The sequence below is a fragment of the Paenibacillus sp. F024 genome (assembly GCF_057814255.1).
The window spans coordinates 76635-101105 of record NZ_JBVASZ010000001.1 but is presented as its reverse complement, the minus strand read 5'-3'; the positions used below and the strand labels follow the sequence as shown (position 1 = coordinate 101105).

The window sequence follows — 24471 nt, the reverse complement described above, 5'->3', positions numbered from 1 at the left end:
ACTTTCGATTCATGGTTATTACAAAAGCCATTTGTACATCGCCTCGATGAATTCAAGAGGGTTCGGCAGATGGTAATGCAAGGTTTGCAGCACATAGATCGTCAATGCGGAGACCGTGAGCAAGATAAAGATGACCATTTCTTTGTACTGCTTTTTTTTGAACAGCGGCGGAAGCTCCAGCACGAGGACAAGCATGCCGAAGCCGATGGATAAGCTTATCGACCACATGGCTTCTACTTCCTTACACGGGATTTGACGGATTGGTTCGTCGTTCCGGTTCGCCGGATCTCAACATCGACGGTTGTCTGAACGTTAAGGTTAACAAATGTGGCATCCCAATTCTGTTTCCACTGCTTCCAGCGCTGGGGGTATTTCCGGCGAAGAGCTTCTCCAAAACCGAATATATCTGTTTTATACCTTTTTTGTGTATCCCGAATCGATTTCATTATTTTTCCCTTAATGTCCATTTCGCTCATTTGCTCGATTTGCTGAATCGAGGAGGGATCAAGCATACTGAGGTCGCATGCGACATCCCCGACATTCCCTTCGGCATGGACCTCAATATGAATTTCCGGCTCGCCGTCTTTCGTCAGTCTTCCCTTTACCTTTGCTTTGGTTCGAATGATCTCTACCGCCGCATCTCCTCCCGGACATTGCAATGCGACTACCGTACTTTTTACTTTTCCTTGCATATAGTTATAGCCCTTGCTCTCTTTTTCATTTAACCACCCGATCAGCTTATCGTTCTTAAATACGGCAAGGCCGTCATATTGCAAAAGGGCGGGAACGGATGCAGATTGTATATTTTCCAATTTCCCCCCCTGATTATGGGGGCCCACTATAAACAAACCCGTTAATACAGGGCTCTTGCCGTCGCTTTGCAAGTCGTTAATTAACATATCCAGCGTCATTTTTCCTGTGGCTGCCCAATTTTTTTCGGACATTTCCAAGGAATTGTACATTTTATTTGCCGGTATTTTTTCTTGAGGTGTCAAAATATTCAGGATGTCTCGAGCTTTCGTATCCTTGGCTATAACGACATAAAAATCCGTTCGCAATTCATGGTCTCTGGAAAGAAAATCAATGGGTTCCGCTATGCCTTTCCTCGCCAGGTCTTCACCGATGACCAGCATCCGAAGATGGGCTAAATAAATTTTTCGATTTAATTTGGCCGTCATTTTTCTAAGCGCCTCAAAAACGGTAAGGCCTTTGCCGCTAAATATCGATACCGGGGTTCCGCTTACGCCTCCGGATTTGGAAGAAATATCTCTGGGATTGACCAGCTGTACGGTTACCAGAAATTGTCCATCTTTCGATTGGTCTAAACCCATGGCCACCGCTATGGACAGCTCATTGAGTTCCGTGCGGTTCCAGCAGCCGGTCAACAGCAAAATCAAGCCGGTCATCCACAGCGATTTCCACAACTTCAACATGATCGAGGAACCCCCTTAACCCTTGGAGCTATCCTTCCCTGACAGGTCCTTTTGTGAAGTCACCGTTTCTGGCCCGATTCGAATGTAGTTGCGGTTTTTCGTGTAAGAAGGTCTCGAAAACATAGCCCAACGGGGTACACGAAGAACCGCATCCTTTTGATCTGCCGGGTGAAACGGTGAGAACGTGCTTAAGTACGGCACTCCGAAGGAGCGAAGGCTGCATAAGTGAAATACAATAATAAACAAACCCAAGAGAATTCCGAATATGCCCAATGATCCCGCGAGCATCATCATAAAGAAGCGAAGAAGCCGCAGTGAAATGGCAATGCTGTATGAAGGAATAACGAAATTGGCGATCGCCGTCAGCGAAACGATAATGACCATCGCCGGAGAAACAAGCCCGGCTTCGACTGCCGCTTGACCAATGACGAGTGTTCCCACGATAGATACCGCTTGGCCGACCGTTTTGGGCATTCTTACCCCGGCTTCTCTTAAGATTTCAAAGATAATCTCCATGATCATGGCTTCCACGAATGCGGGAAAAGGAACTCCTTCCCGGGCTGCGGCCAAACTCATCAATAATTCCGGCGGCAGAATTTCCTGATGAAAAGTGATGATTGCGACATACAACGCAGGAGCGAGCAGTGTAATGCCGAGGCTTACATATCGGATGATACGAATGAATGTAGCGAAATCCCACCGTTGGTAATAGTCCTCAGAGGCCTGGAGGAATTGAATGAACATGGCTGGTACGACCAACACAAACGGTGTTCCATCCACAAGAATGGCCACTCTTCCTTCAAGCAGCTCAGCCGAGATGACATCGGGTCTTTCCGAGTTGTAAACCAGAGGAAACACCGTCATGGTTTTATCCTCGATTAATTCCTCGATATATCCGCTTTCCAAAATACTATCTATGTCAATGGACTTCAAACGGCAGCGTACTTCTTCTATCACTTTCGGGCTGGCGATGCCATTGATGTACATCATGGCGACATCCGTTTGGGTAAAGCGTCCGATTTGATAAGTTTCCATCCATAAATCGGGACTTTTAATTCTCCTGCGGATTAGAGCCGTGTTGGTACGCAGCGTTTCGGTGAAGCCGTCACGCGGGCCTCTGACCACCGATTCGGTATTCGGTTCCTCAATGCTGCGTTCCTTCCATTGTCTGGAGCTGGCTATGACCCCGCAATTCAAGCCGTCAAAAAGGATAACGGTATCGCCCGAGAGAGTGGCATGCAAAAGGGGAGTCATGTCGCGGACCATCTTTATTGAACCTACAGGAACGAAAAGACGCTGAAGGAAATCCTCCGGATCCAGCACAGGCCAGAGAAGCTCCTGCTTCCCATGTTCATTGAGGATGTTTACCAGCGGCTCCAGGACGGATTTCGTATCGGTGATCCCTTCGATGTAAAGGATTGCTGCATATCGTGAATCCTGATTTCCCATTTTGAAATGTCTGACGATAAGATCTGTGCTGTTTCCCAGTCGTTGTGTGATTATGTCGATATTATGGTCTAAACAGGTGTCCAACGGTGATTCAGACGTAGGAGCCTCAATTTGAGGTGAAGGCGGTGGAGATGCATGGGACAGTTTTTTTTTGGTCCATTTTCGAAACAAGTCCATGAGAAGCACTCCCCCTGTTCATGTCAGACTGATTTGCAGTTATGTTTTCCAATTTCACGAAAATAATCCATAACCGGCGGCAAACGATGCATAAACAGTAGAATTACTTCTGCAGTAAGAGGATCAATATCTCTGAAAATGTCTCTAACTATGATCTGGGGGGGATCAAAGATGATAAATGTCGGGTTTATTTATTTTTAGCCGGTGAAGTCTATTTGTTGATCACTCAACGTGCCCTATATAAATTGTGGAAGGTTCTATTTTCTCTCCATGAGATTTTCGGCGCATGTTTTTTTACTGTCGGAGCGGTCGGGTTAGCCATCCGAAGAAGTGCACAGTGAACGATGAATTAAGTCATTTATTGATGAGCTGAGCCATACAATTTAATTAAGCCGTATTTGGAAAAATACATCCTACTTTTATTCCGGTATCCAGCTAACAGCAAGAAGGCATCAGTGATGATAAAGGGGGAAGTGCTATGCCACCCGACAAAATCGAAAAAAAAATAGTTTTGGAGATTTTAAAATCGCTTATATTTATCCTCCTTATCGTATTGGGCGGACTATATTTTTTGAATCCTGACTTGTATTCAACCGTGTGGAATTACATTTTAAGCTGGTTTGCTTAACGAATGCACTCAAGAGAGTGCATTTTCTTTTGGTACGGTAAAAAAACATACGAATGAATTTATTCGAATTTGCAAAATCCTGTATTTACAAATTCAGGCTGGAACTTTATGATAAGACTATGCTAGGGAAAACGATTACATAAGAGGGGTGGATATGCCCAATATCACCATCAAGGAAATCGCTGATTTAGCCGGCGTATCAATTGCAACCGTTTCCAGGGTATTGAACGGTACCGGGCGATATTCAGACGAGACCAAGCGGAGGGTGCTCGGGATTGCCGAGAAATTCCATTACCGGACCAATGTCGTGGCCAAAAGCTTGAGAACCAACCAATCCAAAACAGTAGGCGTCATTGTTCCGGATATTACCAACGAATTTTTCGCGAACATTGTCTTGGCGATTGAACATGTTTTGGTTCCTCGCGGGTATTCCATTTTCATTTGCAACACAAGTGAAGACCATGAGAAAGAAAAAAGGGCTGTACGGGATTTGGAATCCAAAGGGGTGGACGGTCTTATTTATGTTTCGGGCAACATGAATATCCCGGACGAGGACACCCTCAAAAGAATTCCGACGGTCTGTATCAACCGGCGCGATCCGCAAAACCAAGAATTTGTCGTTGTCGAATCGGATAACTACAACGGCGGATTTGTGGCGACGGAAGAATTAATCGTGCGGGGCTGCAAGCGTATCGTCATTGTAAAGGATGACCGTGACATTGTCCCTATGAATGAGCGTTACCGCGGTTATCGGGAAGCGTTAAAAAAACACGGTGTTTTGTTAGACTTACATCTGGTGCTCGAGATACCTGTTGACGTACCTCATGCAGTGGAAGCTATCCAGGATCTCATACATCGTAAGGTGAAATTTGACGGTGTTTTTGCATGTACCGATTGGCTGGCGATTGGCGCGCTGAAGGCTTTACAGGACAACCGGCTTCAAGTGCCGCAGGAGGTTCAGGTTATCGGCTATGATAATATTTCCGTCGGTGAGTACAGCTTCCCGACGTTAACGACGATGCATCAAGACAAGATCAAATTAGGCGAAATCGCCTCGGAAATTCTTTTGAACCGGATTGAACACCGGGATGTGATAACGGAAAGAAAAATCGTTGTACCTGTTTCTTTAATCAGAAGAAATTCAACCTTAGCCAATTGAGTAATCGATTACTCAGTAACTGCTGCTGGAAGTCCTGGGAGGATATTTATACATGAACAAACCTAAAGTATTGGTCCCCAACCGTATCCCGGAGCAAGCGCTCCGCTACCTTCAAGAGCATTGTGAGGTGGATTACCGGGATATGGAAGAGAAGATTTCTGATACAGAGCTCATCAACGGGCTGCATGAGGCGGAGGGATTGATGATTTACTCCCGCCAAAAGATTCAAGCTTCTATACTTGAGCATGCCCCTCGCTTAAAGGTGGTAAGCAACATTGCCGTAGGATACGACAACTTGGATCTGAAGGAACTGACCAAGCGAGGCATTATGGGAACGAATACTCCGGGGGTATTGACGGAAACGACGGCTGACCTTGCCTTCAGTATTCTAATGGCCGCAGCGAGACGGATTGCAGAAGCGGATCATTTTGTTAAAAGCGGGCGGTGGGATGGCTGGAAGCCCAGTTTATTGCTGGGGAAAAACATTTACGGCTCCACGCTCGGAATTGTGGGGATGGGAAGGATCGGAGAAGCGGTAGCCCGCCGGGCTAAAGGCTTCGATATGAATATTTTATACTGCAACCGCTCCAGAAAAGCTGAAGCGGAGGAGAGTCTGGGGGTCATCTACTCTTCATTGGAGGATCTGCTGCAGCAATCCGATTATGTTGTCGTATTGGTCCCTCTAAGTCCGGACTCCACCGGCTTAATCGGTGAACGCGAGCTTCGCATGATGAAGCGTGACGCCATCTTTGTGAATGCCTCAAGGGGAGCCACCGTAGATGAGCAGGCTTTGATCCGCGCACTGCAGGAAGGGTGGATTGCAGGGGCCGCGCTGGACGTATTTGAAAAAGAGCCGATAGAAAAAAGCAACCCATTGCTCCAAATGCCAAATGTCGTGACCGTGCCGCACATTGGAAGCGCTACTTTAGAAACCCGTTCCGAAATGGCCATGAAGGCCGCGAAGAACCTGGTTGCCGGCTTAACAGGTCAACTACCGGCTGATTTAGTCAATCCGGAAGTCATTCAAACGGCATGAAGTCTGGAGATGTGATGATGACTTATGTTCCTCAAAGCAATTAAATTGCAAGAAAACGCATACTTCCGGGAACACATGTGTTAAAATTTGGGTATGCCAAGTCCACTTTGACGGACCTGTACCTACGGTGAAAATTTCGACGAACAGTCAGCCGTACCGGTGCTTCCCGGAAAATCCGGACTCGCGATGAGTTAAACGGCTATAAGACAATCGCCATTTTAAAGATGGCGTGACATGATAAAGGAGGAGAAAATCGTGCAATCCCTTGATTTAAGCTTATACCCTAACATTGAACTTCCCCGCTTTGTTAAAGTCAAACAGCATTTTGACCGTCAGAAGCTGGAGGATATCCCGGCGGAGATCCATAAAAATATAGCCCCGTATTTGGAGAATCTTTCGGGTAAACGGATAGCCGTAGGTGTCGGAAGCCGGGGAATCCATAATATCGACCTGATTACCAAATGCGTTGTCGACGAGCTGAAGCAGGCGGGCGCTTTTCCGTTTATTATCCCGGTGATGGGCAGTCATGGCGGTGCGACGCCGGAAGGACAAGCCGAGATCTTGGAAGCCTATGGAATATCCGAGGAAACCATGGGCGTGGAAATCGATGCTTCGATGGATGTGGAATCGATCGGCGAGATTGAACCGGGACTCGAAGTCTATGTCGCCAAAAGTGCGCTGGAGGCCGACGGCATCGTCATCATTCCGAGGATTAAAGCACATACGGCATTCCGCGGGAAAGTCGAGAGCGGGATTTGCAAAATGCTGGTCATCGGGCTGGGCAAACAAGCAGGTACGGATCTTGTCCATCGTCAGGGATTTGGACGCTTTGCGGAGCTGATTCCTTCGATTGGCTGCATGATTGCCGAAAAAACCAAATTTCTGTTTTCCGTATCCATCGTTGAGAATGCGTATGAAGAAACGTACAAAATTGAAGTCATACCCAAGCAGGATGTGATTGCGTTAGAGAGAGAAATCGCCCTGCTGGAAGAAAGCAAGAACAAGATGGGCAAGATTTTGTTTCCCAAATTTGATGTGTTAATCATTGAACAGATCGGCAAGAACATTAGCGGGGATGGACAGGATCCGAACGTTACCGGGCTTTATATCACGAAGTTCGCAAGCGGAGGTCCCGAGTTCCAGAATTGTGCGATTTTTGATTTAACGGAAGAAACGCATGGCAATGCGAATGGAATGGGAACGGCGGACGTGATTACCCGCAAGCTGTTCGATAAGATTGACTTCATTTCCATGTATACGAATTCCTTTACCAGTACGGAATCCGGTCCAGTCAAAATTCCGATGGTGGCATCGACTCCGGAGGACGCCCTGCGCATCGCGGTCAAAATGTGCAATGGAATCGAACCGTACCAGCATAAGATTGTATGGATCAAAAACACCTTGGAGTTAGGCGAGATTATCATTAGCGAACCCTTACTGGAGGAAGCCAAAGCCAACCCGAATATTGAAATCAGCTCGGAAGTGGTGGAGCTTACCTTTGCCGATGGGGAGCCGCTGTTTCATTGCTGAGAACGGATAGGCTCACTGAATCTGGAGGTGTAAGGAGTCATGAAGCTTCGTTGTACCATTCTTGATGATTACCAGCAGGCTGCGCTAACGATGGCCGACTGGTCAACCCTTTCCGCGTCGGTGGAGGTCCGGTCTATTGACCGGCATGTGGACCAAGAAGAGGAGCTTGTCCGAATGCTTCGCGATGATGACATCGTCGTGATCATGCGCGAACGGACTCCCTTTCCGGCATCGCTTATTGCGCAGCTGCCTAAGCTAAAGCTGCTCATCACCTCCGGCATGCGGAATGCATCTGTCGACCTTGGAGCAGCAGCTTCCCATGGTGTGGTCGTTTGCGGAACGGGGAGTAAATCCGAGCCTCCGGCAGAGCTGACCTGGGCGTTGATGCTCGGGCTAGCACGTCATATTGTGCCGGAAAACAATGCCATACGGACAAACGGTCCATGGCAGAGCACCATCGGAGCGGACCTTCATGGAAAGCAGCTAGGCGTGCTTGGTCTCGGGAAGATCGGAAGCAAGGTGGCTCGCATTGGCCAGGCGTTCGGAATGAATGTGGCTGCCTGGAGTCAAAATTTGACCCGGGAGCAGGCCGATGCCGCAGGTGTAAGGTTGGCAGCCTCCAAAATGGAGCTGCTTGAAAGCAGTGATTTTGTCTCGATCCATCTTGTGCTCAGCGATAGAACGAGAGGCTTGCTTGGCAGAGAAGAGCTTCAACGGATGCGTCCCTCTGCGTATTTAATTAATACCTCCCGGGCGGCGATTGTAGATCAGGAGGCTCTCTTGGAAGCTCTGGAGAACCGGTGGATAGCAGGCGCGGGTATCGATGTCTTTGATCTGGAGCCTTTGCCGAAAGACAGTATGTTCCGCAAGCTGCCTAATGTTCTGGCTACACCACATCTCGGATATGTGTCGCAGGAGAATTATCATACCTACTTTCGGGAAGCCGTAGAAGATATCCAAGCCTTTTTGGCCGGCTCGCCTGTTCGTAAGCTCTCCTAAATCCAAAATCCGCGGACTATCGCGGATTTTTTCTCTGGTATTGTCCATTCCGGGGCTCCTGTCGATTATGAGCTGTCATAATCTAACGTTATTCTCGACCATACGATATCCGAATTTCAGCCGGTAGTTTTATCATGATACGATGACGATATCCATGATCATGATGTTGGGGAAATGAGGAGATCTATATGATGACGGTTAGATGGATGAAGCCGGAGCAATTAAAGGGCATAGCGCAACGATTGTTTGAAGCCGGCGGCTTAAGGCAGGAGGATGCCGCCATAGTGGCTGGGGATCTGGTAGCCGCAAATTTGCGCGGGGTCGATTCACATGGCATTTCACGTATTCCTATGTATCTTGAACGGATTAGACGCGGAGTGGTCAACCCGCGGCCGGACGTGAAAGTACAGAGGCCGGCGCCCGCCGTTTCGCTTGTAGATGGAGATGACGGGATGGGGTTTCTTGCTGCTCACCGGGCGGTAGCCGAAGGCATTGCGCTGGCTGCCGAGTGCGGTATTGCCCTTGTGGGTGTACGCAGAAGCACGCACTATGGAATGGCCTCGCTATATGTGCAGCAAGCCATGGAAGCCGGATATATCGCGATGGCTTATACGAACTCTTCACCGGCCATTCCGGTTTGGGGAGGGCGAAGCGCCTTTCTTGGGGCGAGTCCTTTTGCCGCAGGTGTTCCTGGAGGGAAGGAAGCTCCCTACCTTTTGGATATGGCTATGACGGTTACCGCACGCGGCAAGATACGCCTGGCTGCGGCTCATGGCGAGCCGATTCCTTACGGACTGGCGCTTGACTCCGACGGTGCACCGACAACCGATGCCAAGAAAGCGTTCGAGGGTGTATGTTTACCTTTCGGAGGCTCCAAGGGAGCCGCTCTGGCCATGCTCATGGACCTTCTTGCCGGTGTGCTTACCGGCGCAAACTACGGCGGCGACGTAAAAAGTCTTTACTTTGATCATTCCGGGCCTCAGAACGTAGGCCACTTATTTGTAGTGATACGACCGGATCTTTTTGTCACGAAAGAAGAATTCGAGTCCAGGATGGATACGTTTGTCAACCGCGCGAAGGAAAGTCCGAAGGCGCAAGGCTTTGAGGAAATTCTCATTCCGGGCGAACCGGAGGAGCGGAAGAAGGCCGAACGTCTGTTAAACGGCATCCCGGTTACGGATGAAGTAATTCACAGTCTGCAGGAGGAAGCTGAACGGCAAGGCCTGGACCGGGTAAGTCTGTTTCAATAATCACACAGGTTTCTTTGGGCAGTGGTGTAATGGAGGAGTTCACATGGAGGATCGGGATTGGACGATCTTAAAGGTGCTGTATGAACAAAAAAATATTACGAAAGCTGCGCAGTCCTTATATATCTCTCAGCCTGCTTTAACGAATCGGTTGAAGCAGATTGAAACGGAGCTGGGAGTGACCATCGTTCATAGAGGAAGAAGAGGCGTTCATTTTACGCCGGAAGGCGAATATCTGGCTATCTCCGCGGCTGAAGTCTTGGCCAAGCTCCGAACGATTAAAGAAAATGCACTGAACTTAAACCAAAAGGTGACGGGAACTTTAAGGATTGCGGCAACCGGCTTATTTACAAGCGGCATTCTGCCGGGAATGCTGGGCAAATTCAAATTGCAGTACCCCGATGTTGATTTTAAAGTGATTACCGGTTGGAGCAAGGACATGTTTCAGCTGATCTATAATCAAGAGGTGCATGTCGGCTTTATTCGCGGAGACTACCAATGGGCGGACCGGAAGCATCTGATCCTGGAGGAGACGGTTTGCCTTGCTTCAAAAGAGGAAATCGATTTATCCCGGCTCCCTGCGATGTCCCGAATCGATTATCAAACGGACTATGCTTTCAAAACGCTCATCGATAACTGGTGGACGGAGAATTATACGATTCCTCCCAATATCGGTATGGAAGTGGACAAACAGGAAACCTGCAAGAAAATGGTCGATCATGGATTAGGCTATGCTATACTGCCTAGTATTGTTCTTAAGGATTCAGATGCGATCTACAAAAAAGGGTTAACGGATAAAAACAATCATCCGATCATAAGAAGAACCTGGATGTATACCCATGAGGAAACGCTGCAATTAAATATCGTTAAGGCCTTTGTTCAATTTGTTGAACGCTCGGATTGGGAAGAGTTCTTGTAAGGCGCCATGCGGATCATAACCATTAAACGTGCTCTGATTTTCGGATTAGAACCAGGGAGGCATGCAAATGATCCGGCAGCAAACGTAAATTGCGCTTATCCGCGCAACCATGAACTCCGTTCAGCTTTCCCATCAAGAACCGGCCAGTAGCGTGAAGATGGAGAACAACTAAATTCGGAGGAATGAAGCCGTTGAAAATCAACATCAATGCCTTATTCGATCTTGCTGGTAAGACCGCTGTGGTGACCGGTGCCAGTCAGGGGATAGGAAGCGAGATGGCTAAACTGCTTGCCAGTGCCGGAGCTAAGGTAGCCTTGGTAGCCCGAAACGAGACGAAGCTGGAAGCGTTGGCAAAAGAAATTCGCGCTGCCGGTGGAGAGGCGCTGCCGGTTTGCTGCGACGTCATGTCGGTGATTGAGATTCCGGCTGTGATGGACCGCATTTATGAACACTTTGGCAGCCTGGATATTCTCGTTAACAATGCGGGGACGAACATTCCGAAGCCTGCCGAAGAGGTTACGGAGGAGGATTGGGACTCCGTGCTGGATTTGAATTTGAAGAGCGCATTCTTTTGCAGTCAGGCCGCAGCTAAATATATGAAAGCGAATGGACAGGGAAAAATCATTAATCTATCCTCGCAAATGGCTTTTGTAGGCTATTACAAGCGTACGGCCTATTGCTCGAGCAAAGGGGGATTGGTTCAGATGACCAGATCGCTCGCCATCGAGTGGGCATCCGATCGCATCAATGTCAATTCGATCGCGCCAACCTTCATTGAAACTCCATTGACACAACGAATGCTTGATGATCCGGCGTTCAAGGAAGACGTTCTGAACCGTATTCCGTTAGGTCGCCTTGCAAAGCCGGAGGACCTGTTCGGGGCGCTTCTTTTCCTAAGCTCCGGCGCTTCCGACATGGTGACTGGGCAAACGATCATAGTTGATGGCGGATGGACCGTATGGTAATCCTGCATTGATCAGCGGTATCGGATCCTACGAAACAAAAAGGATAGTCTAAGCTGCCATCTGCAGCAGGCTATCCTTTTCCATTTCAAGTTATCCGGTTGTAATGTCTACGAGATGCGCTTCTGATGCGGTGACTAAATCCGTACCCTTTAAAAAGATTTGAAGCCCCCGTTTGCCTGCACTAATACTGACGGGGTTCACGCCGGTTACCGTTTTATCCAGATAAAAGGGGTACTTTTTCTTCATGCCAAGCGGAGATACGCCGCCCCGAATATATCCTGTAAGACTTTGAATTTCTTTCACCGGAACCATCTCGACCTTTTTATTTCCGCTTTCTGCGGCAAGTTTTTTCAAGTTAAGCTCTTGATCCCCCGGGATACAGGCAGCGATAATTCCTGTTTTATCTCCGCGGAGTATCAGCGTTTTGTACATTTGATGGGGCAGGACACCGACTTTGGCTGCAACCGTAACGGCATCCAGTTGATTTTCATCCCATTCGTATTCATGCAACGAGTAAGCAATGTGAAGTGAATCTAACATTCGGCAAGCATTTGTTTTGGCTGACATTTTCTCAGTCTGACCTCCGGAACCATATTACACTTATCATATCACGGGATAATAGACCGGTATAGATAAGAATTGATCATCGAAGCGTTTTCAATTATTATTACGTTATAGAATCCAACGTTCAAAATACGCAATGAAATGACCGGCATTCCAGTAGATATGCCTCTTGTGCTTTATTCATGCGCCTCGCCATTCGTTATTTTCACTCAAGTAAGCTCCTCATTTCAATTCATGCAAGTCACTTAATGTCAATACCCTTCAAACAAACACAACCTTCATAATGCTTAAAATCACCAACCGATGAAATGAAGCTTTGATTTACTGATTCCATCTTGCAATCCAAGGATTGAAACGCCCGCGCAGCACCATTGTGTTTTTCTTATGATTCGTTCCCATGCAGAGAGGAGAGGATGATTTAGCCAAGTTCCATTAGGGTGGAAGCGGGTTTAATCTAGCTTCCGCTGTAGATCAATGCCAAAATAAGGGGGGCCTTATGAGCGACGTAACCAAGCGTGAACGACTGAAACAGAAAATTGAAACCCATCTACGGCATACGGCAAGACAACTCGTGAGGTTCGATACATTGGAAGAAACGCTTAACTACTTAATGGATTCCTTTTGGATGGAATTTACCTGCGACTTTGTGGCGATTCTCTTGAAAGTAGACCACCGCCTTGTGCCGAAATCCTGGAAAGGGGAGATCCGGCAGGTAGAGACGGCGCTTCATTTACAAGTGCCTTCGGAGTCTAAGCTGTTACAGGAAGCATTATGGTGGCCCAACGGCAGCGTTGGGGAGAGTGAAGTTGAATTTCGCAGTGCGCTTGAGGCAGAACAGCTCTCGACTTGGTTTACAGTACCTCTGAAAGAACGGGAAAAAACATTCGGGATCTGTATAATCGGCTTTCGAAACTTTGTTCCGCTTATACTGGAAGCCGAAAGGTATTTCGTGGAGTTCGGAAGAGACGTGGCCGTCGCGATCGATTTGGCCAAAGAAAAGGAACGGCAAAAGCGGAAGATTAAAGGGATGGAATGGCTGAGGGAAAATATTTTCCCGGGATCGTCTATTGATCAGATGGTTGAAAAAATTGTGGACCGTGCCGTAAAGGGGACGATAGCACAATCCGCTTGTATCTATTTATATGACGATCAACATTCTTGCTTTATGTATCAGCCTCCAAGCTTTGGATCGGAGCCTTTTCAAGAGCTTCTGGTCATGGACGAAAGCAGTACGATCAAGACCCTTTTTCCCTATCTGGAAATTGCAGGCGGTACCGAGCTTACCGTGCCTCTGGTCGTAAATTTGAAAACGATCGGAGTGCTTCACGTCAGCGGCAAAGAGAGCGGATATTTTTCGGAAGAAGATTTGGAGCTCCTGGAATTTTTATCTTTACATGTATCGACCTTGATTGAAAATGCGCGGCTTTATCAGAATGAAATTGAGAGCAGAACCCGGCTGCAGCGTATTATGTTTCATCAGCAGGAGCTGATGAAAAAAGCAATAGAAGAAGAATCGTTAGATCAGATGACCAAAACTGTAAAATCCCTATTCGGCTGCTCCATCCTGCTGCTGGATCGCTTTGTCCGGCTGATTACCCATTGCTTCCTCGATGAGGATCAAGTGATGCTGAATCCAATCCTCCAGGTAGTAAAGGAAAACGAAATGCAGATAACATCGCTGCGTTCAAAAGAGCTGTGGCTTGCTCTGCCGGGTAATGATAAGCCGACTTTAGGTATTTGGCCGGTTACCGGAGTCGGACAATCCCTTGGCTATGTCGTCGTTGTTTCCGGGCTGAAATTCTGGGATTCGGTGAATCACTTAACTATTAACAACGCCGTTAGCCTGTTTGCCAATGAATTCATTAAACAAAAGCTGGTTCTGGACGCGAAGGAACAGGTGAAAGAGAGCTTTATTAACCAGCTGTTTTCGCAGCACGTGGAAGATATGAATCAGATTGTTCAATATGCAAGCTTCACCCATTGGAATATCATGGATCCCCACAGAGTCGCTGTCTTAACCATGAATGTACCGGGGAAACAGGAGGATCATAAGCACCTGATTGATCGGGAAGAGACCAAATCCAAGCTTTGGGATCAAATCAAATTTAAAATCAGCTCGGAATATACGGGGATGATGACGTCCCGCAAAGGGGATGAATTTATCATCATCAGTCCGCTTGCGAAAGAAACGAGAGGATCCGACCCTTATTGGGAGGGATTGTACAACAGCCTGAAAAGGATGGCCCATTCGGTGAAACCGTCCATTCAAATCTCTCTTGGCGTCGGTGGTAAAACCAATGGAATCGAAGACTACAACGATTCGTACAAGCAAGCGGTGCAGACAAACAATATAGTCAGACATCGGTTTGGCCATGTTGGAGTTGCACTATTTGAGGAGCTTGAATCCTATACTCTGCTTCATCAGATCAATGATTCCTCTTCGATTCAGTTGTTTATAAAGAAAAAATTATCCCCTCTGCTGCATGGCGACGGTAACGGTGCAGAACTCTTTCACACCCTGCGATCTTATTTGGAACGCAACGGAAATATCAAAGAAACGTCGGATGCGCTGTATATACACCGGAGTACACTGCTTTACCGGCTTGAAAAAATCCGGGATTTACTGCAGGCCGATTTAAACAATTCGGACCAGCGCTTCAATCTTCTGCTTGCTTATAAGCTATACGATCTTCATGGATTTACTTTTCCGCAAAATAGATGAAAATTCCACTCTGTTTTCCTACAAAATGAAGATACAAAATAAGCCTCCCTACCCTTATGATTTTAGTAAGCGGTTACAACTTATTTCAATTCAGTGCAGGAGGCTGTCAGGATGAATATTCAACGGATCGGTGTAGTGGGATCTGGCACGATGGGAGGCGCCATTGCCCATTTGGCGGCGCTTTCCGGTTTTCAAGTCATTTTATGCGACGTGGCGGATACCTTCTTGAACAAAGCGAAGATGAGGATGGAGAACCTGATGGATAAATCCATCGAGAAAGGGAAAATGACAGGCGATCAAAAAGCGGAGATGCTGTCCCGTATTGTTTTTACGACCCGGTTGAAAGAGCTAGCGGCGGTGCAAGTTGTGATCGAGGCGATTATTGAAAGCCTGGAAGCAAAGAAGGATTTGTTTCATCAGCTTGACGAACTGCTCCCTCCGGACGTCATTATCGCTTCCAACACTTCTTCGATGTCCATCACGGTCTTGGCCGAAGCTACCCAACGCCAACACCTTGTAGCGGGGATGCACTTTTTCAATCCGCCCCAGGTGATGAAGCTGGTAGAGGTGGTGCATGGCTTCAAGACAAGCGACGACACCGTACATCAATTGAAGGAATTGGCGATTCGATTCGGAAAGGAGCCGATCGAGGTCAAGAAAGACAGCCCGGGCTTTATCGTCAATCGGGTTATGATTCCACAATTTATAGAGGCCATTCGTCTTGTGGAAGAAGGGGTGGCGACGCCCGAGGACGTGGATAAAGCGATTGTGCTCGGCTTGAATTATCCTATGGGGCCGTTCACACTCCAGGATTTCGCAGGCGTAGATATCGGCTTGAACGTCATGGATTATTTCTATGAGGAATTTAAGGACGATCGTTTTGCGGCGCCTCTATCCTTACGGCGGTTGGTGCGCGCGGGCCGATTAGGAAAAAAGACGGGAGCGGGATGGTATGATTACAACAAATGAGCAAGGACGGGAACCGAACATGACCTTTGAAACGATAGATCTGACTGTAGATGAAAATATCGCGATCGTTTACTTGAATCGCCCTCCGTACAACCCGCTCAACGGACAATTATTCCGCGAGCTGTCGCATATGTTCGATCGCCTGGAGCAGGATTCGAGCATCAAAACGGTGATTATTACCGGAAGGGGAGACAGAGCATTCGCTGCTGGCGCCGACATTAAGGATATGATGGACCTGGACGCCAACGAGGTGCTTCAATTTTGCCAAGTGTCCCGAATGGCATTTTCCAAGATTGAAGCTCTATCCAAACCGGTTATTGCGGCGATTAACGGTCTGGCACTCGGCGGGGGCTGTGAATTAGCTCTAACCTGTGATATGCGGATTGTTTCGGAGCACTCCAAATTCGGACTGCCGGAGATTAATCTGGGCATTATTCCCGGCGGTGGCGGAACACAGAGGCTCCAAAGGCTCATCGGTCAAGCGAAAGCAAAAGAGCTGCTCTATTTCGGCGAGATGATTGACGCGGCCAAAGCGCAGGAGATCGGGCTGGCGAATCGGATGGTTCCGCTTGCGGAATTGCTTCCGGAAGCCGTGACTCTGGCAAAGAAGCTAGCGGAAAAGCCTGTGGTTGCAATGCGGATGATGAAAACGGCAGTGAATGCGGGATATCATGCGGATCTCCAGACGGCATTGGATTTGGAAATGGCCTGCTTCGGGAACGCATACGCCAGCGAGGACCGCAAGGAAGGCATGCAAGCCTTTGTGGAGAAACGCAAAGCGCAATTCTCAGGGCGTTAGGAGGAGAAGCGGATGGCAAAACGCGAGGTTTATCTCATAGACGGCGCACGAACCGCCTTCGGTGAATTCGGAGGCTCCTTTAAGCACGTCACGGCGATTGATCTGGCTGTGGAAAGTGCCCGCAAGGCAATGGAAAAATCGAAGGTATCCCCGGAGGAAATCGATCAGGTAGTGATCGGCAGCGTCATTCAATCCAGCTCGGATGCCGTTTATATGGGAAGACATGTCGGTTTAAAGTCAGGTGTTCCCAAGCATGTGCCAGGGCTTACGGTGAACCGGCTCTGCGGCTCCGGGCTTCAAGCGATCATCCATGCGGCCCAATCGATTATGCTGGGAGAAGCGGATTTGGCGCTTGCCGGCGGCTCGGAAAATATGAGCCAGGTGCCGCATGTGATTCGAGGGGCAAGATGGGGTATTCCGCTCGGTAAGGCTCCAATGGAGGACTATTTGTGGGAGACGCTTTACGATCCTTACGGGGATTGCACCATGGCGATTACGGCGGAAAACCTTGCCGTTAAGTACGGCATCACAAGAGATCAAGCGGATGCCTTCGCCGTCCAAAGTCAGGAACGGGCGATGGCGGCTATAGATACGGGGATTTTCTCGGAAGAAATCGTTCCCTATACGGTAAAAGGGAAAAAAGGCGATATCGTTGTAGACCGGGATGAGCATCCCCGACGGACAACGATGGAGGCTCTCTGTAAGCTTCCGGCCCGCTTCACGAAAGACGGCGTCGTTACGGCCGGTAACGCCAGCGGTATTAATGATGGCGCGGCCGTCACGGTCATCGCTTCAGAGGAATTTGTGAACCGGCGCAGCTTGAAACCGCTCGCGCGATTAGTGGCGTGGGGTATTGTAGGCGTGGAGCCGACGCTGATGGGTATCGGTCCAGCCGCCGCCATTCGCCAGGCACTGCAAAGAGCGGGAATGACCCTTCAGCAGCTGGATTTGATTGAAATTAACGAAGCGTTCGCAGCTCAATATCTCGCATGCCTGCAGGAGCTTGACTTTGATCCGGAGAAAGGCAATGTGAATGGCGGCGCCGTGGCGCTGGGCCATCCGCTGGGGGCCAGCGGCGCCCGGGTCACTCTGTCCTTACTCTATGAGCTGCGCAGGAGAAATCAAAGATTCGGCGTTTCCTCCTTATGCATCGGCGGCGGTCAAGGAATCGCGGCCATTTGGGAGAGAGTTTAAATCAGTCAGCCGTATGTTATTGGATCATAAACAGTCTCAAGGGGTGAACACTCAATGTATCAAGACTGCTATGGACTTACCGTCACAGAGTTGTTTGAAAGGGCTTACAGATTAAATCCCGAAAAAGAAGTGATTTATGATCGCAGCAGAAGACTCACTTATCAGGAGCTTCGTGAAGAATCGGTACAGCTGGCCGCTTCACTGCGTGATCTTCAAGTGGTGAAGGGTGACCGGGTTGCCGTATGTTTACCGAACTGGCACGAGTTTGTCGTTACTTATTTGGCACTTTCCCATCTCGGCGCGATCTTGATTCCTTTCAATACAAGGTACCGGCAGGAAGAGGTAGAATACCTACTGTCCAATAGCGGAGCGAAGCTGGTTTTCTGCACCGAAGAGTTCGGAGGCGTCAATCATTATGAGCAGTTCTTTACGGCATTAAAGCAATCAAAGACGCTTCAGCAGATCGTATCGGTGCGGTTTGAACGTCCGGGATTGCTCTCCTACAAGCAGCTGCTGGAGCGGGGGAAGCATCTGCCTTTTGAATTTGAAGCGATCGACCGGGAGGAGGATGTTTTCACGATTCTGTATACCTCCGGGACGACAGGCAAGCCCAAGGGCGCCATGCTTACCCATGCCAATGTTGTGCATACGGGCAGCATTACCGCAGAATCCATGCGCTGTACGCCGGATGACGTTATGCTGGTAGCGGTACCTGTCTTCCATGTGTTCGGAATTACACCAAGCATCCTTACCAATTTCGCTTGCGGCGGAAAGATGGTGCTTGTGGACGTATTCAAGGCCAAAGACGTTTTGGAATTGATACAAAATGAAGGAATTACCGTACATCACGGTGTTCCGACGATGTTCATTCTTGAATTAAATCATCCGGAATTTTCCGCTTATGACCTCTCCACCTTGCGAACAGGCATCATTGCTGCAGCTCCTTGTCCGGTAGAAGTCGTCAAACGGATTCGATCGGAAATGGGCTGCGATATCGTGGTGGCTTACGGGCTAACGGAAACCTCTCCGACGTTAACCATTACGGATTTTGACGATGATGATCATATCAGGTCCGAGACGGTCGGAAAAGTGCTGCCGGGAGCGGAGGTGAAAATCGTGAACGGCCAAAGAGAGCCCGTTGCCTTCGGAGAGGTGGGGGAATTGGCTTGCCGCGGCTTCGGGGTTATGAAAGGGTATTATCAAATGCCTCAAGAAACCAAGGCGGCTTTCGACGATGAGAGGTGGTTTTACACCGGGGACCTGGCTACGCTCGACAAGCAGGGGTATATCCGTATTGTAGGCCGAAGCAAAGAAATGATCATCCGAGGAGGATACAACATTTATCCGAGGGAGATTGAGGAGGTGCTCTACAAGCACCCGGCGGTTATGGAAGTCGCGGTCGTTGGACTACCCGATTCGGTACTGGGGGAGATCACCTGCTCGGCAGTCCGGTTAAAAAGCGGCGCGAAGGTGGAATCGGCTGAATTAATCGAATTTATTCGGAAGCGGCTGGCGGATTATAAAGCGCCGGACAAAATTGTTTTTATGAATGAGTTTCCCATGACGCCAAGCGGAAAAATTAAAAAAATGGATTTGCAGCAGCAATTGAAAATGGAATTGGAGGATCAGTTGAGATGAAGAAGATGAAAAGACGGCTGTGGATTTCCCTTTTGGCTTTGACTCTATCAGCCGCAATGGTCGGCTGCTCCGCTTCATCTACCGCTCCGGATAATACTGCCGCCCCAGCGACCAAGGCGGAGGGAACGCCGCAAGCCATTAAAATCGGAGTGATTGTATCCGAAACGGGTCCTGCCTCTTCATTGGGCAAACCTGAAGCGGAAACAGCAAGGCTGCTGAAAAAACAGATCGAAGGGCAATTGTTCAATGGTAAAAAGGTTGAATTGATCATCAGCGACAATGAGACGAACGATACGAACGCTGTCGTGATCTCAAAGAAGATGGTATCGGAGGACAAGGTCGTCGCCATCGTCGGCGGTACACAAACCAGCACAAGCGTGGCCATCAGTGAAGTCGCAAAGGAAAACAAAATTCCGCTTCTTGCCTTGGCGCCTCTATCAAAGGATGTGCTTGGAGAGTATGTATTCCAGATTCCGCAAAGCAATGCCACCGTGCTGCAGACGATTATTGATTATTTGAAGTCTAACCAAATAACAACCGTTGCTTGGACGAATGCGCGTGACGGCTTCGGTCAAAGCGGACTTCCGATCTTCAAGGAACTGGCAAAGGCCAATCAGATCGAGATTGTCGCTGTTGAGGATTTTGACGCGGCGGCAAACGATATGACGGTACAGCTTACCAAAATTAAACCGAAAAAACCCGGTGCCGTTATCGTTTGGTCTCGTCCGCCGGGGGCTGGCATCATAGCCAAAAACTTCATCCAGCTCGGGTTTGATGTGCCGATGATTCAAAGTCATGCGGTAAGCAATGAAGGCTTTCTGAAGCAGGTCGGCGCCGACGGGGAAGGCGTACTGGTGATCGGCAGCAAGATGAATATTCTGGGTTCACTTCCGGACTCGGAACAAAAACAGCTGTTAACGAAATTCAACGATGAATTTCAAAAAGAATACGGCACGAGTCCGGGGCCGTTCGGTGGGTATGCCTACGACGGAATCCATATGGTGCTCAAGGCGATTTCCGAAGGTCATGAAAGTCCGCAAGCGATCCGCGATTACATGGAGAAAGGACTTGGAAAGTATATGGGCGTCTCAGGAACGTTCGAATACAGCGCGGAGGTTCATGACGCCGTAGCAGGCGACGGGATGGCGCTGCTCCGGGTGGCGAAGCAAGGCTGGGAACCGGCCAAATAAGGTAACGGTTCTTCCAGAGGGATAATGGCACATCGGATATGGTATCAGGTTTATTCTATGTGCCTATATCTCCTATAGAAAAGAGGGAACAAAATGGATACGGTCAGTCAGGTTCTACAATATCTCATTACAGGCCTTACGACGGGGAGCATTTACGCGCTTATCGCCGTCGGTTTCGTCACCATCTATAATGTGACCGGCGTGATCAACTTTGCGCAAGGGGAATTTACGATGCTTGGCGCTCTGCTATGCGTAACCTTCGTTCAAACGGGGGTTCCTCTGGTTCCGAGTATCGTGCTTGCCATTGTTCTGACGGCTTTCTTCGGTTTTTTAATGGAGAGAACGACGGTCTATCCGGTCAGGAATGCGAATTTTGTAACGTTAATTATCATCACGATTGGCGTTTCGATCGTGCTTAGGGGATTAGGTCTGCTTCTTTGGGGAAACACTCCGCTCAGCATCCCGCCGTTTTCCAGCAACTCGCCGATCTTGATCCTCGGCGCCGTCCTCATTCCGCAAAGCATTTGGGTGTTTGCGGCACTGATGCTGCTGTTGGGTACGCTGTATTTATTTTTTGAAAAAACGGTGCTCGGCACGGCGTTGAAGGCTTGTGTCATCAACCCTAAGGCTGCGCGGCTGATGGGAATAAATACGCGATCGATGTCAGGGCTTGCGTTTACGGTCAGCGCTGCGGTCGGTGCAGTGGCCGGCATTGTGGTGACTCCCATATCGGGAGCTATTTATGATATGGGGCTCTTGCTCGGACTGAAGGGCTTCATGGCGATGGTGATCGGCGGGATGAACAACATATCCGGCGCCGTCTTTGCCGGGTTTTTGATTGGTGTTATCGAGGCGTTCAGCGGAGGGTACATTTCCACTTCCTACAGCGATGCGATCAGCTTTGGTCTTCTGCTGCTGGTATTGTTTTTCTCACCGAACGGCTTGATGAGCAAGGCAACCGGAAAACGGGTCTAAAGAGAGGGGGAGTCTCATGAAGAAGCCGTCGCTGTATTCCAGCCGACTCAAGCCGTTTATTATCCTGATTACGATGGTCGGAATTGCGCCATTCCTTTTTCATTCTTCTTATCATTTGACCGTCATGGTACTGATCGGGATTTACAGCATCATTACACTGGGATTAAGTTTACTGATGGGATATGCCGGCCAGATCTCGTTGGGCCATGCGGCCTTCTATGGCATAGGAGCGTATACCTCCGGTATCCTGACCGCGAAGTTCGGCGTTACGCCGCTGCCGGCCATGCTGGCCGGGGCTTTGTTAACGGGTGTAATCGCTTTTGCAGTCGGTATTCCAACGCTTAAGCTGAAGGAGCATTTTCTGGCACTGGCGACCATCGGCTTTAACATTATTGTATATATTGTTATCTTAGGCATGTATAACGTGACCGGAGGCGCGTCGGGTTTGACCGGAATTCCGAAGTTTTCGGTATTCGGCTTAGAAATTCGCGGAGAATGGAATTATTACTTTCTCGTATGGGGAATTGTACTGCTCTTGGCATGGTTTTGTTTAAACATCGTGCAATCCCATATCGGCAGAGTGCTTCGGGGGATTCACGACAGCGAGATCGCGACGCTTACGCAGGGAATAGACGTTTCCAAATACAAGCTGCAAATTTTTGTGTTAAGCGCGGTATTTGCTTCAGCAGCCGGAAGCTTGTACGCCCATTTCACCAATTTTCTCGCACCGGGAACTTTTTATGTGCTGGTATCGATCCAGCTGCTGATCATGGTCGTTGTCGGAGGCTCCCAACCGATTTGGGGCGCGATCCTTGGAGCTTTCGTGATGACGCTGCTGGCGGAAGGCGTTCGCCATTATGTCCCGATGGTGATGGAGGTCGGCGGAGAAATTGAAATTATCATTTATGGCCTTTTGCTGGTGCTTGTTATGATGTTTATGCCCAAAGGCTTACTGCCGATGATCGGCGTATTACAAGATCGCTTCCGCCGCAGGAAGCTCCCGGAAGGAGGCGCGCCGCATGAGCAGCGCACTGTTGGAAGTTAAGCAATTAACCAAACGTTTCGGCGGCATCGTAGCGGTTGACGGCGTTTCTTTTCATGTTCGGAAGGGAGAGATTGTAGCGGTTATCGGTCCGAACGGGGCAGGCAAAACGACGCTGTTTAACATGATCTCCTCTATTTTGGATCCAAGTGAAGGTGAGGTCTGGTTTAAGGGAGAGAAACTAACCGGAGCGCAGGTTCACCAGCTAGCTGCGAAGGGGATTGCGAGAACCTTCCAAAATCTGCAAATTTTCGAGTCCATGACCGTGTTGGAGAATGTCATGCTAGGTACGCATACGAAGCTCAAAACGACGATCTTTCATGCCGGATTTCGGCTGCCGGTGGTGAAAAGAGACGATGAAGCGGCGGCATCGTTAGCGCTTCAGGCATTAGAGCTGGTTGGCTTACAGGATAAACAGACGGAGATTGCGGGCAATCTGCCCTACGGTCTGCGCAAGCTGCTGGAGATTGCCCGGGCGATTGTGCTGCAGGCGGATCTGATTCTGCTTGACGAACCGATGGCCGGCTTAAATGACGGGGAAAGCCAGCGGCTTGCTTCGTTTTTGTTGGAGCTGAAGCATAAGGGGCATTCTTTTCTTTTTGTTGAGCACGATATGGCCACCGTCATGAAAATTGCGGATCGCATCGTCGTTATCGATTTCGGGGTAAAAATTGCCGAGGGTACGCCCGAGCAAATCAGAAGCAATCCGAAGGTGATCGACGCTTATTTAGGGAAGGAGTTGGAATGATGCTGCAGGCCAATGGAATTACGGCATACCACGGCCGTATCCGTGCTCTGGATCATGTAAGCCTGACTGTCCATCCGGGTGAGCTGGTATCGATCATTGGAGCGAACGGAGCGGGCAAGAGTACGCTGCTTGGCGTTCTCGCAGGATTATATAAGCCGGCGCAGGGAGAGATTCGCCTCGGTGAAGAGCGGCTCGATCATTTACCGGCGCATTTGGTCGTCCGCAAAGGGATCAGCCTTGTGCCCGAAGGAAGGCAGGTGTTTGCGGGCTTGAGTGTCAGAGATAATCTGATTCTTGGCATGTATCACAAATACAGGCGCGAGAAGCATACCTTGGAGTCGAAGCTGGAAGCGATGCTGGAGATGTTTCCCGGTTTGAAGAAACACTACAAGTCAGCCGCCGGCAATATGAGTGGAGGGGAGCAGCAGATGCTGGCCATCGCCAGAGGACTGATGTCGGATCCGAAAATCATTTTGCTCGATGAGCCTTCGATGGGACTTGCGCCTTTAATTGTGAAGGAGATCCTTGTTATTTTGCAGCGTATAAGGGACGACCTTGGGACGATGGTCATTTTGGTGGAGCAGAATGTAAAAGCCGCCTTCAAGGTGGCGGACCGGGTATATGTGATGGATCGGGGAACATTCGTACTCGAAGGCAAGGCATCCGAGCTGTTGAATGATCCGATGGTTCAAAAGACGTATCTGGGTGCAGGTCAGAAAAGCAAAGGAGCCGTGAATGCATGAGTGATCTGCAAGCATCGAAAAGCGACAGCACACTGGTTTTGAGCGAAACCGAGTGGAAGCCTCTGAAAATTCCGGGAATATCGATGAAGGTGCTTCACCTCTTTCCCGAAGGCGGCAGTACGGTGATGATTCGAATGGAGCCCGGAAGTTCGTTTCCGGTGCACGAGCATAACGACGATGAAGAAACCTTTGTGCTGGAAGGCGACATCCGGGTCGGAAAATTTGTGCTGCGCCAGGGCGATTATTTATATACCCCGCCGGGTGTCATTCACGCTTCCCAAACGAAGAAAGGCTGCACCTTGCTCGCCACTTCGCGTAAACCGTTAAAATTATTAAAATAAGTCA

22 protein-coding genes are annotated in these 24471 nt (G+C 49.0%); 18 read left to right on the top strand and 4 right to left on the bottom strand.

Annotated features, from left to right (window positions below; translation table 11 throughout):
- Nucleotides 1-18 precede the first annotated feature (18 nt).
- From ACZYR9_RS00500 to ACZYR9_RS00490, 3 genes are read right to left on the bottom strand one after another with little or no spacing between them, the layout of a single operon-like run.
- Nucleotides 19-228, bottom strand: coding sequence for a hypothetical protein (locus tag ACZYR9_RS00500; RefSeq protein ID WP_488976490.1), 210 nt, complete (start codon nt 226-228; stop codon nt 19-21).
- 5 nt (nt 229-233) lie between these two features.
- Nucleotides 234-1433 carry a Ger(x)C family spore germination protein gene (locus ACZYR9_RS00495; RefSeq protein ID WP_488976489.1) on the bottom strand — a complete coding sequence of 400 codons (1200 nt, stop codon included), beginning with the start codon at nt 1431-1433 and terminating at the stop codon, nt 234-236.
- A gap of 15 nt (nt 1434-1448) precedes the next feature.
- Entirely contained in the window at nt 1449-3059 is a 1611-nt protein-coding gene (locus ACZYR9_RS00490) for a spore germination protein (protein ID WP_488976488.1), read from the bottom strand.
- A 782-nt stretch (nt 3060-3841) separates the two neighbouring features.
- Here ACZYR9_RS00490 and ACZYR9_RS00485 point away from each other — a divergent pair.
- The 7 genes from ACZYR9_RS00485 (at nt 3842) to ACZYR9_RS00455 (ending at nt 11542) form a co-directional block, all read left to right on the top strand.
- The gene (locus tag ACZYR9_RS00485) at nt 3842-4846 is read left to right on the top strand and encodes a LacI family DNA-binding transcriptional regulator (protein ID WP_488976487.1); all 1005 of its coding nucleotides are present in this window, start codon (nt 3842-3844) and stop codon (nt 4844-4846) included.
- Between the two features lie 52 nt (nt 4847-4898).
- Nucleotides 4899-5882 (top strand): 2-hydroxyacid dehydrogenase, encoded by a 984-nt coding sequence (locus ACZYR9_RS00480; protein WP_488976486.1) that lies wholly within the window; start codon nt 4899-4901, stop codon nt 5880-5882.
- 255 nt (nt 5883-6137) lie between these two features.
- Complete coding sequence (locus tag ACZYR9_RS00475) at nt 6138-7412, top strand: nickel pincer cofactor-dependent isomerase, group 22 (RefSeq protein ID WP_488976485.1); 1275 nt, start codon at nt 6138-6140, stop codon at nt 7410-7412.
- Nucleotides 7413-7451: 39 nt separating this feature from the next.
- A complete protein-coding gene (locus tag ACZYR9_RS00470) occupies nt 7452-8411 on the top strand; it encodes a D-2-hydroxyacid dehydrogenase family protein (RefSeq protein ID WP_488976484.1) in 960 nt (319 codons plus the stop codon).
- Between the two features lie 188 nt (nt 8412-8599).
- The gene (locus ACZYR9_RS00465) at nt 8600-9661 is read left to right on the top strand and encodes an Ldh family oxidoreductase (protein WP_488976483.1); all 1062 of its coding nucleotides are present in this window, start codon (nt 8600-8602) and stop codon (nt 9659-9661) included.
- A 43-nt stretch (nt 9662-9704) separates the two neighbouring features.
- Nucleotides 9705-10577 (top strand): LysR family transcriptional regulator, encoded by an 873-nt coding sequence (locus ACZYR9_RS00460; protein ID WP_488976482.1) that lies wholly within the window; start codon nt 9705-9707, stop codon nt 10575-10577.
- A 191-nt stretch (nt 10578-10768) separates the two neighbouring features.
- Nucleotides 10769-11542 carry an SDR family NAD(P)-dependent oxidoreductase gene (locus ACZYR9_RS00455; RefSeq protein ID WP_488976481.1) on the top strand — a complete coding sequence of 258 codons (774 nt, stop codon included), beginning with the start codon at nt 10769-10771 and terminating at the stop codon, nt 11540-11542.
- Nucleotides 11543-11632: 90 nt separating this feature from the next.
- On the opposite strand, the gene ybaK is transcribed toward ACZYR9_RS00455, so the two are convergent.
- Complete coding sequence (gene ybaK, locus ACZYR9_RS00450; protein ID WP_488976480.1) at nt 11633-12109, bottom strand: Cys-tRNA(Pro) deacylase; 477 nt, start codon at nt 12107-12109, stop codon at nt 11633-11635.
- A gap of 493 nt (nt 12110-12602) precedes the next feature.
- On the opposite strand from ybaK, the gene ACZYR9_RS00445 reads away from it, so the two are divergent.
- The 11 genes from ACZYR9_RS00445 to ACZYR9_RS00395 all read left to right on the top strand — a co-directional run bounded on the left by ACZYR9_RS00445 (nt 12603) and on the right by ACZYR9_RS00395 (nt 24467).
- Entirely contained in the window at nt 12603-14828 is a 2226-nt protein-coding gene (locus ACZYR9_RS00445; RefSeq protein WP_488976479.1) for a helix-turn-helix domain-containing protein, read from the top strand.
- Between the two features lie 111 nt (nt 14829-14939).
- A complete protein-coding gene (locus tag ACZYR9_RS00440; protein WP_488976478.1) occupies nt 14940-15797 on the top strand; it encodes a 3-hydroxyacyl-CoA dehydrogenase family protein in 858 nt (285 codons plus the stop codon).
- A gap of 19 nt (nt 15798-15816) precedes the next feature.
- Nucleotides 15817-16596 carry an enoyl-CoA hydratase/isomerase family protein gene (locus tag ACZYR9_RS00435; RefSeq protein ID WP_488977115.1) on the top strand — a complete coding sequence of 260 codons (780 nt, stop codon included), beginning with the start codon at nt 15817-15819 and terminating at the stop codon, nt 16594-16596.
- A 12-nt stretch (nt 16597-16608) separates the two neighbouring features.
- Nucleotides 16609-17790, top strand: coding sequence for an acetyl-CoA C-acetyltransferase (locus tag ACZYR9_RS00430; protein WP_488976477.1), 1182 nt, complete (start codon nt 16609-16611; stop codon nt 17788-17790).
- A 54-nt stretch (nt 17791-17844) separates the two neighbouring features.
- Nucleotides 17845-19428: a class I adenylate-forming enzyme family protein gene (locus tag ACZYR9_RS00425; protein ID WP_488976476.1), complete on the top strand. Its 1584-nt coding sequence runs from the start codon at nt 17845-17847 to the stop codon at nt 19426-19428.
- Nucleotides 19425-20618 carry an ABC transporter substrate-binding protein gene (locus ACZYR9_RS00420; RefSeq protein ID WP_488976475.1) on the top strand — a complete coding sequence of 398 codons (1194 nt, stop codon included), beginning with the start codon at nt 19425-19427 and terminating at the stop codon, nt 20616-20618. The genes ACZYR9_RS00425 and ACZYR9_RS00420 overlap by 4 nt, the downstream gene beginning before the upstream one ends.
- 93 nt (nt 20619-20711) lie before the next feature.
- Nucleotides 20712-21593 (top strand): branched-chain amino acid ABC transporter permease, encoded by an 882-nt coding sequence (locus ACZYR9_RS00415; RefSeq protein WP_488976474.1) that lies wholly within the window; start codon nt 20712-20714, stop codon nt 21591-21593.
- 16 nt (nt 21594-21609) lie between these two features.
- Nucleotides 21610-22638, top strand: coding sequence for a branched-chain amino acid ABC transporter permease (locus tag ACZYR9_RS00410; protein WP_488976473.1), 1029 nt, complete (start codon nt 21610-21612; stop codon nt 22636-22638).
- On the top strand, nt 22613-23383 hold the full coding sequence (locus tag ACZYR9_RS00405; RefSeq protein ID WP_488976472.1) for an ABC transporter ATP-binding protein: 771 nt from the start codon (nt 22613-22615) through the stop codon (nt 23381-23383). The genes ACZYR9_RS00410 and ACZYR9_RS00405 overlap by 26 nt, the downstream gene beginning before the upstream one ends.
- The gene (locus ACZYR9_RS00400) at nt 23383-24126 is read left to right on the top strand and encodes an ABC transporter ATP-binding protein (protein ID WP_488976471.1); all 744 of its coding nucleotides are present in this window, start codon (nt 23383-23385) and stop codon (nt 24124-24126) included. The genes ACZYR9_RS00405 and ACZYR9_RS00400 overlap by 1 nt, the downstream gene beginning before the upstream one ends.
- Nucleotides 24123-24467, top strand: a complete 345-nt coding sequence (locus ACZYR9_RS00395; protein WP_488976470.1) for a cupin domain-containing protein — start codon at nt 24123-24125, stop codon at nt 24465-24467. The genes ACZYR9_RS00400 and ACZYR9_RS00395 overlap by 4 nt, the downstream gene beginning before the upstream one ends.
- Nucleotides 24468-24471 lie beyond the last annotated feature (4 nt).

What these genes read in the sequence shown, in the direction of transcription:
- ACZYR9_RS00490 (WP_488976488.1), bottom strand. Translation starts at nt 3,059, where the DNA reads ATGGACTTGTTTCGAAAATGGACCAAAAAAAAACTGTCCCATGCATCT.
- ACZYR9_RS00430 (WP_488976477.1), top strand. Translation starts at nt 16,609, where the DNA reads ATGGCAAAACGCGAGGTTTATCTCATAGACGGCGCACGAACCGCCTTC.
- ACZYR9_RS00400 (WP_488976471.1), top strand. Translation starts at nt 23,383, where the DNA reads ATGCTGCAGGCCAATGGAATTACGGCATACCACGGCCGTATCCGTGCT.
- ACZYR9_RS00435 (WP_488977115.1), top strand. Translation starts at nt 15,817, where the DNA reads ATGACCTTTGAAACGATAGATCTGACTGTAGATGAAAATATCGCGATC.
- ACZYR9_RS00500 (WP_488976490.1), bottom strand. Translation starts at nt 228, where the DNA reads ATGTGGTCGATAAGCTTATCCATCGGCTTCGGCATGCTTGTCCTCGTG.
- ACZYR9_RS00480 (WP_488976486.1), top strand. Translation starts at nt 4,899, where the DNA reads ATGAACAAACCTAAAGTATTGGTCCCCAACCGTATCCCGGAGCAAGCG.
- ACZYR9_RS00460 (WP_488976482.1), top strand. Translation starts at nt 9,705, where the DNA reads ATGGAGGATCGGGATTGGACGATCTTAAAGGTGCTGTATGAACAAAAA.
- ACZYR9_RS00445 (WP_488976479.1), top strand. Translation starts at nt 12,603, where the DNA reads ATGAGCGACGTAACCAAGCGTGAACGACTGAAACAGAAAATTGAAACC.
- ACZYR9_RS00440 (WP_488976478.1), top strand. Translation starts at nt 14,940, where the DNA reads ATGAATATTCAACGGATCGGTGTAGTGGGATCTGGCACGATGGGAGGC.
- ACZYR9_RS00410 (WP_488976473.1), top strand. Translation starts at nt 21,610, where the DNA reads ATGAAGAAGCCGTCGCTGTATTCCAGCCGACTCAAGCCGTTTATTATC.
- ACZYR9_RS00395 (WP_488976470.1), top strand. Translation starts at nt 24,123, where the DNA reads ATGAGTGATCTGCAAGCATCGAAAAGCGACAGCACACTGGTTTTGAGC.
- ybaK (WP_488976480.1), bottom strand. Translation starts at nt 12,109, where the DNA reads ATGTCAGCCAAAACAAATGCTTGCCGAATGTTAGATTCACTTCACATT.
- ACZYR9_RS00415 (WP_488976474.1), top strand. Translation starts at nt 20,712, where the DNA reads ATGGATACGGTCAGTCAGGTTCTACAATATCTCATTACAGGCCTTACG.
- ACZYR9_RS00420 (WP_488976475.1), top strand. Translation starts at nt 19,425, where the DNA reads ATGAAGAAGATGAAAAGACGGCTGTGGATTTCCCTTTTGGCTTTGACT.
- ACZYR9_RS00425 (WP_488976476.1), top strand. Translation starts at nt 17,845, where the DNA reads ATGTATCAAGACTGCTATGGACTTACCGTCACAGAGTTGTTTGAAAGG.
- ACZYR9_RS00495 (WP_488976489.1), bottom strand. Translation starts at nt 1,433, where the DNA reads ATGTTGAAGTTGTGGAAATCGCTGTGGATGACCGGCTTGATTTTGCTG.
- ACZYR9_RS00485 (WP_488976487.1), top strand. Translation starts at nt 3,842, where the DNA reads ATGCCCAATATCACCATCAAGGAAATCGCTGATTTAGCCGGCGTATCA.
- ACZYR9_RS00405 (WP_488976472.1), top strand. Translation starts at nt 22,613, where the DNA reads ATGAGCAGCGCACTGTTGGAAGTTAAGCAATTAACCAAACGTTTCGGC.
- ACZYR9_RS00470 (WP_488976484.1), top strand. Translation starts at nt 7,452, where the DNA reads ATGAAGCTTCGTTGTACCATTCTTGATGATTACCAGCAGGCTGCGCTA.
- ACZYR9_RS00465 (WP_488976483.1), top strand. Translation starts at nt 8,600, where the DNA reads ATGATGACGGTTAGATGGATGAAGCCGGAGCAATTAAAGGGCATAGCG.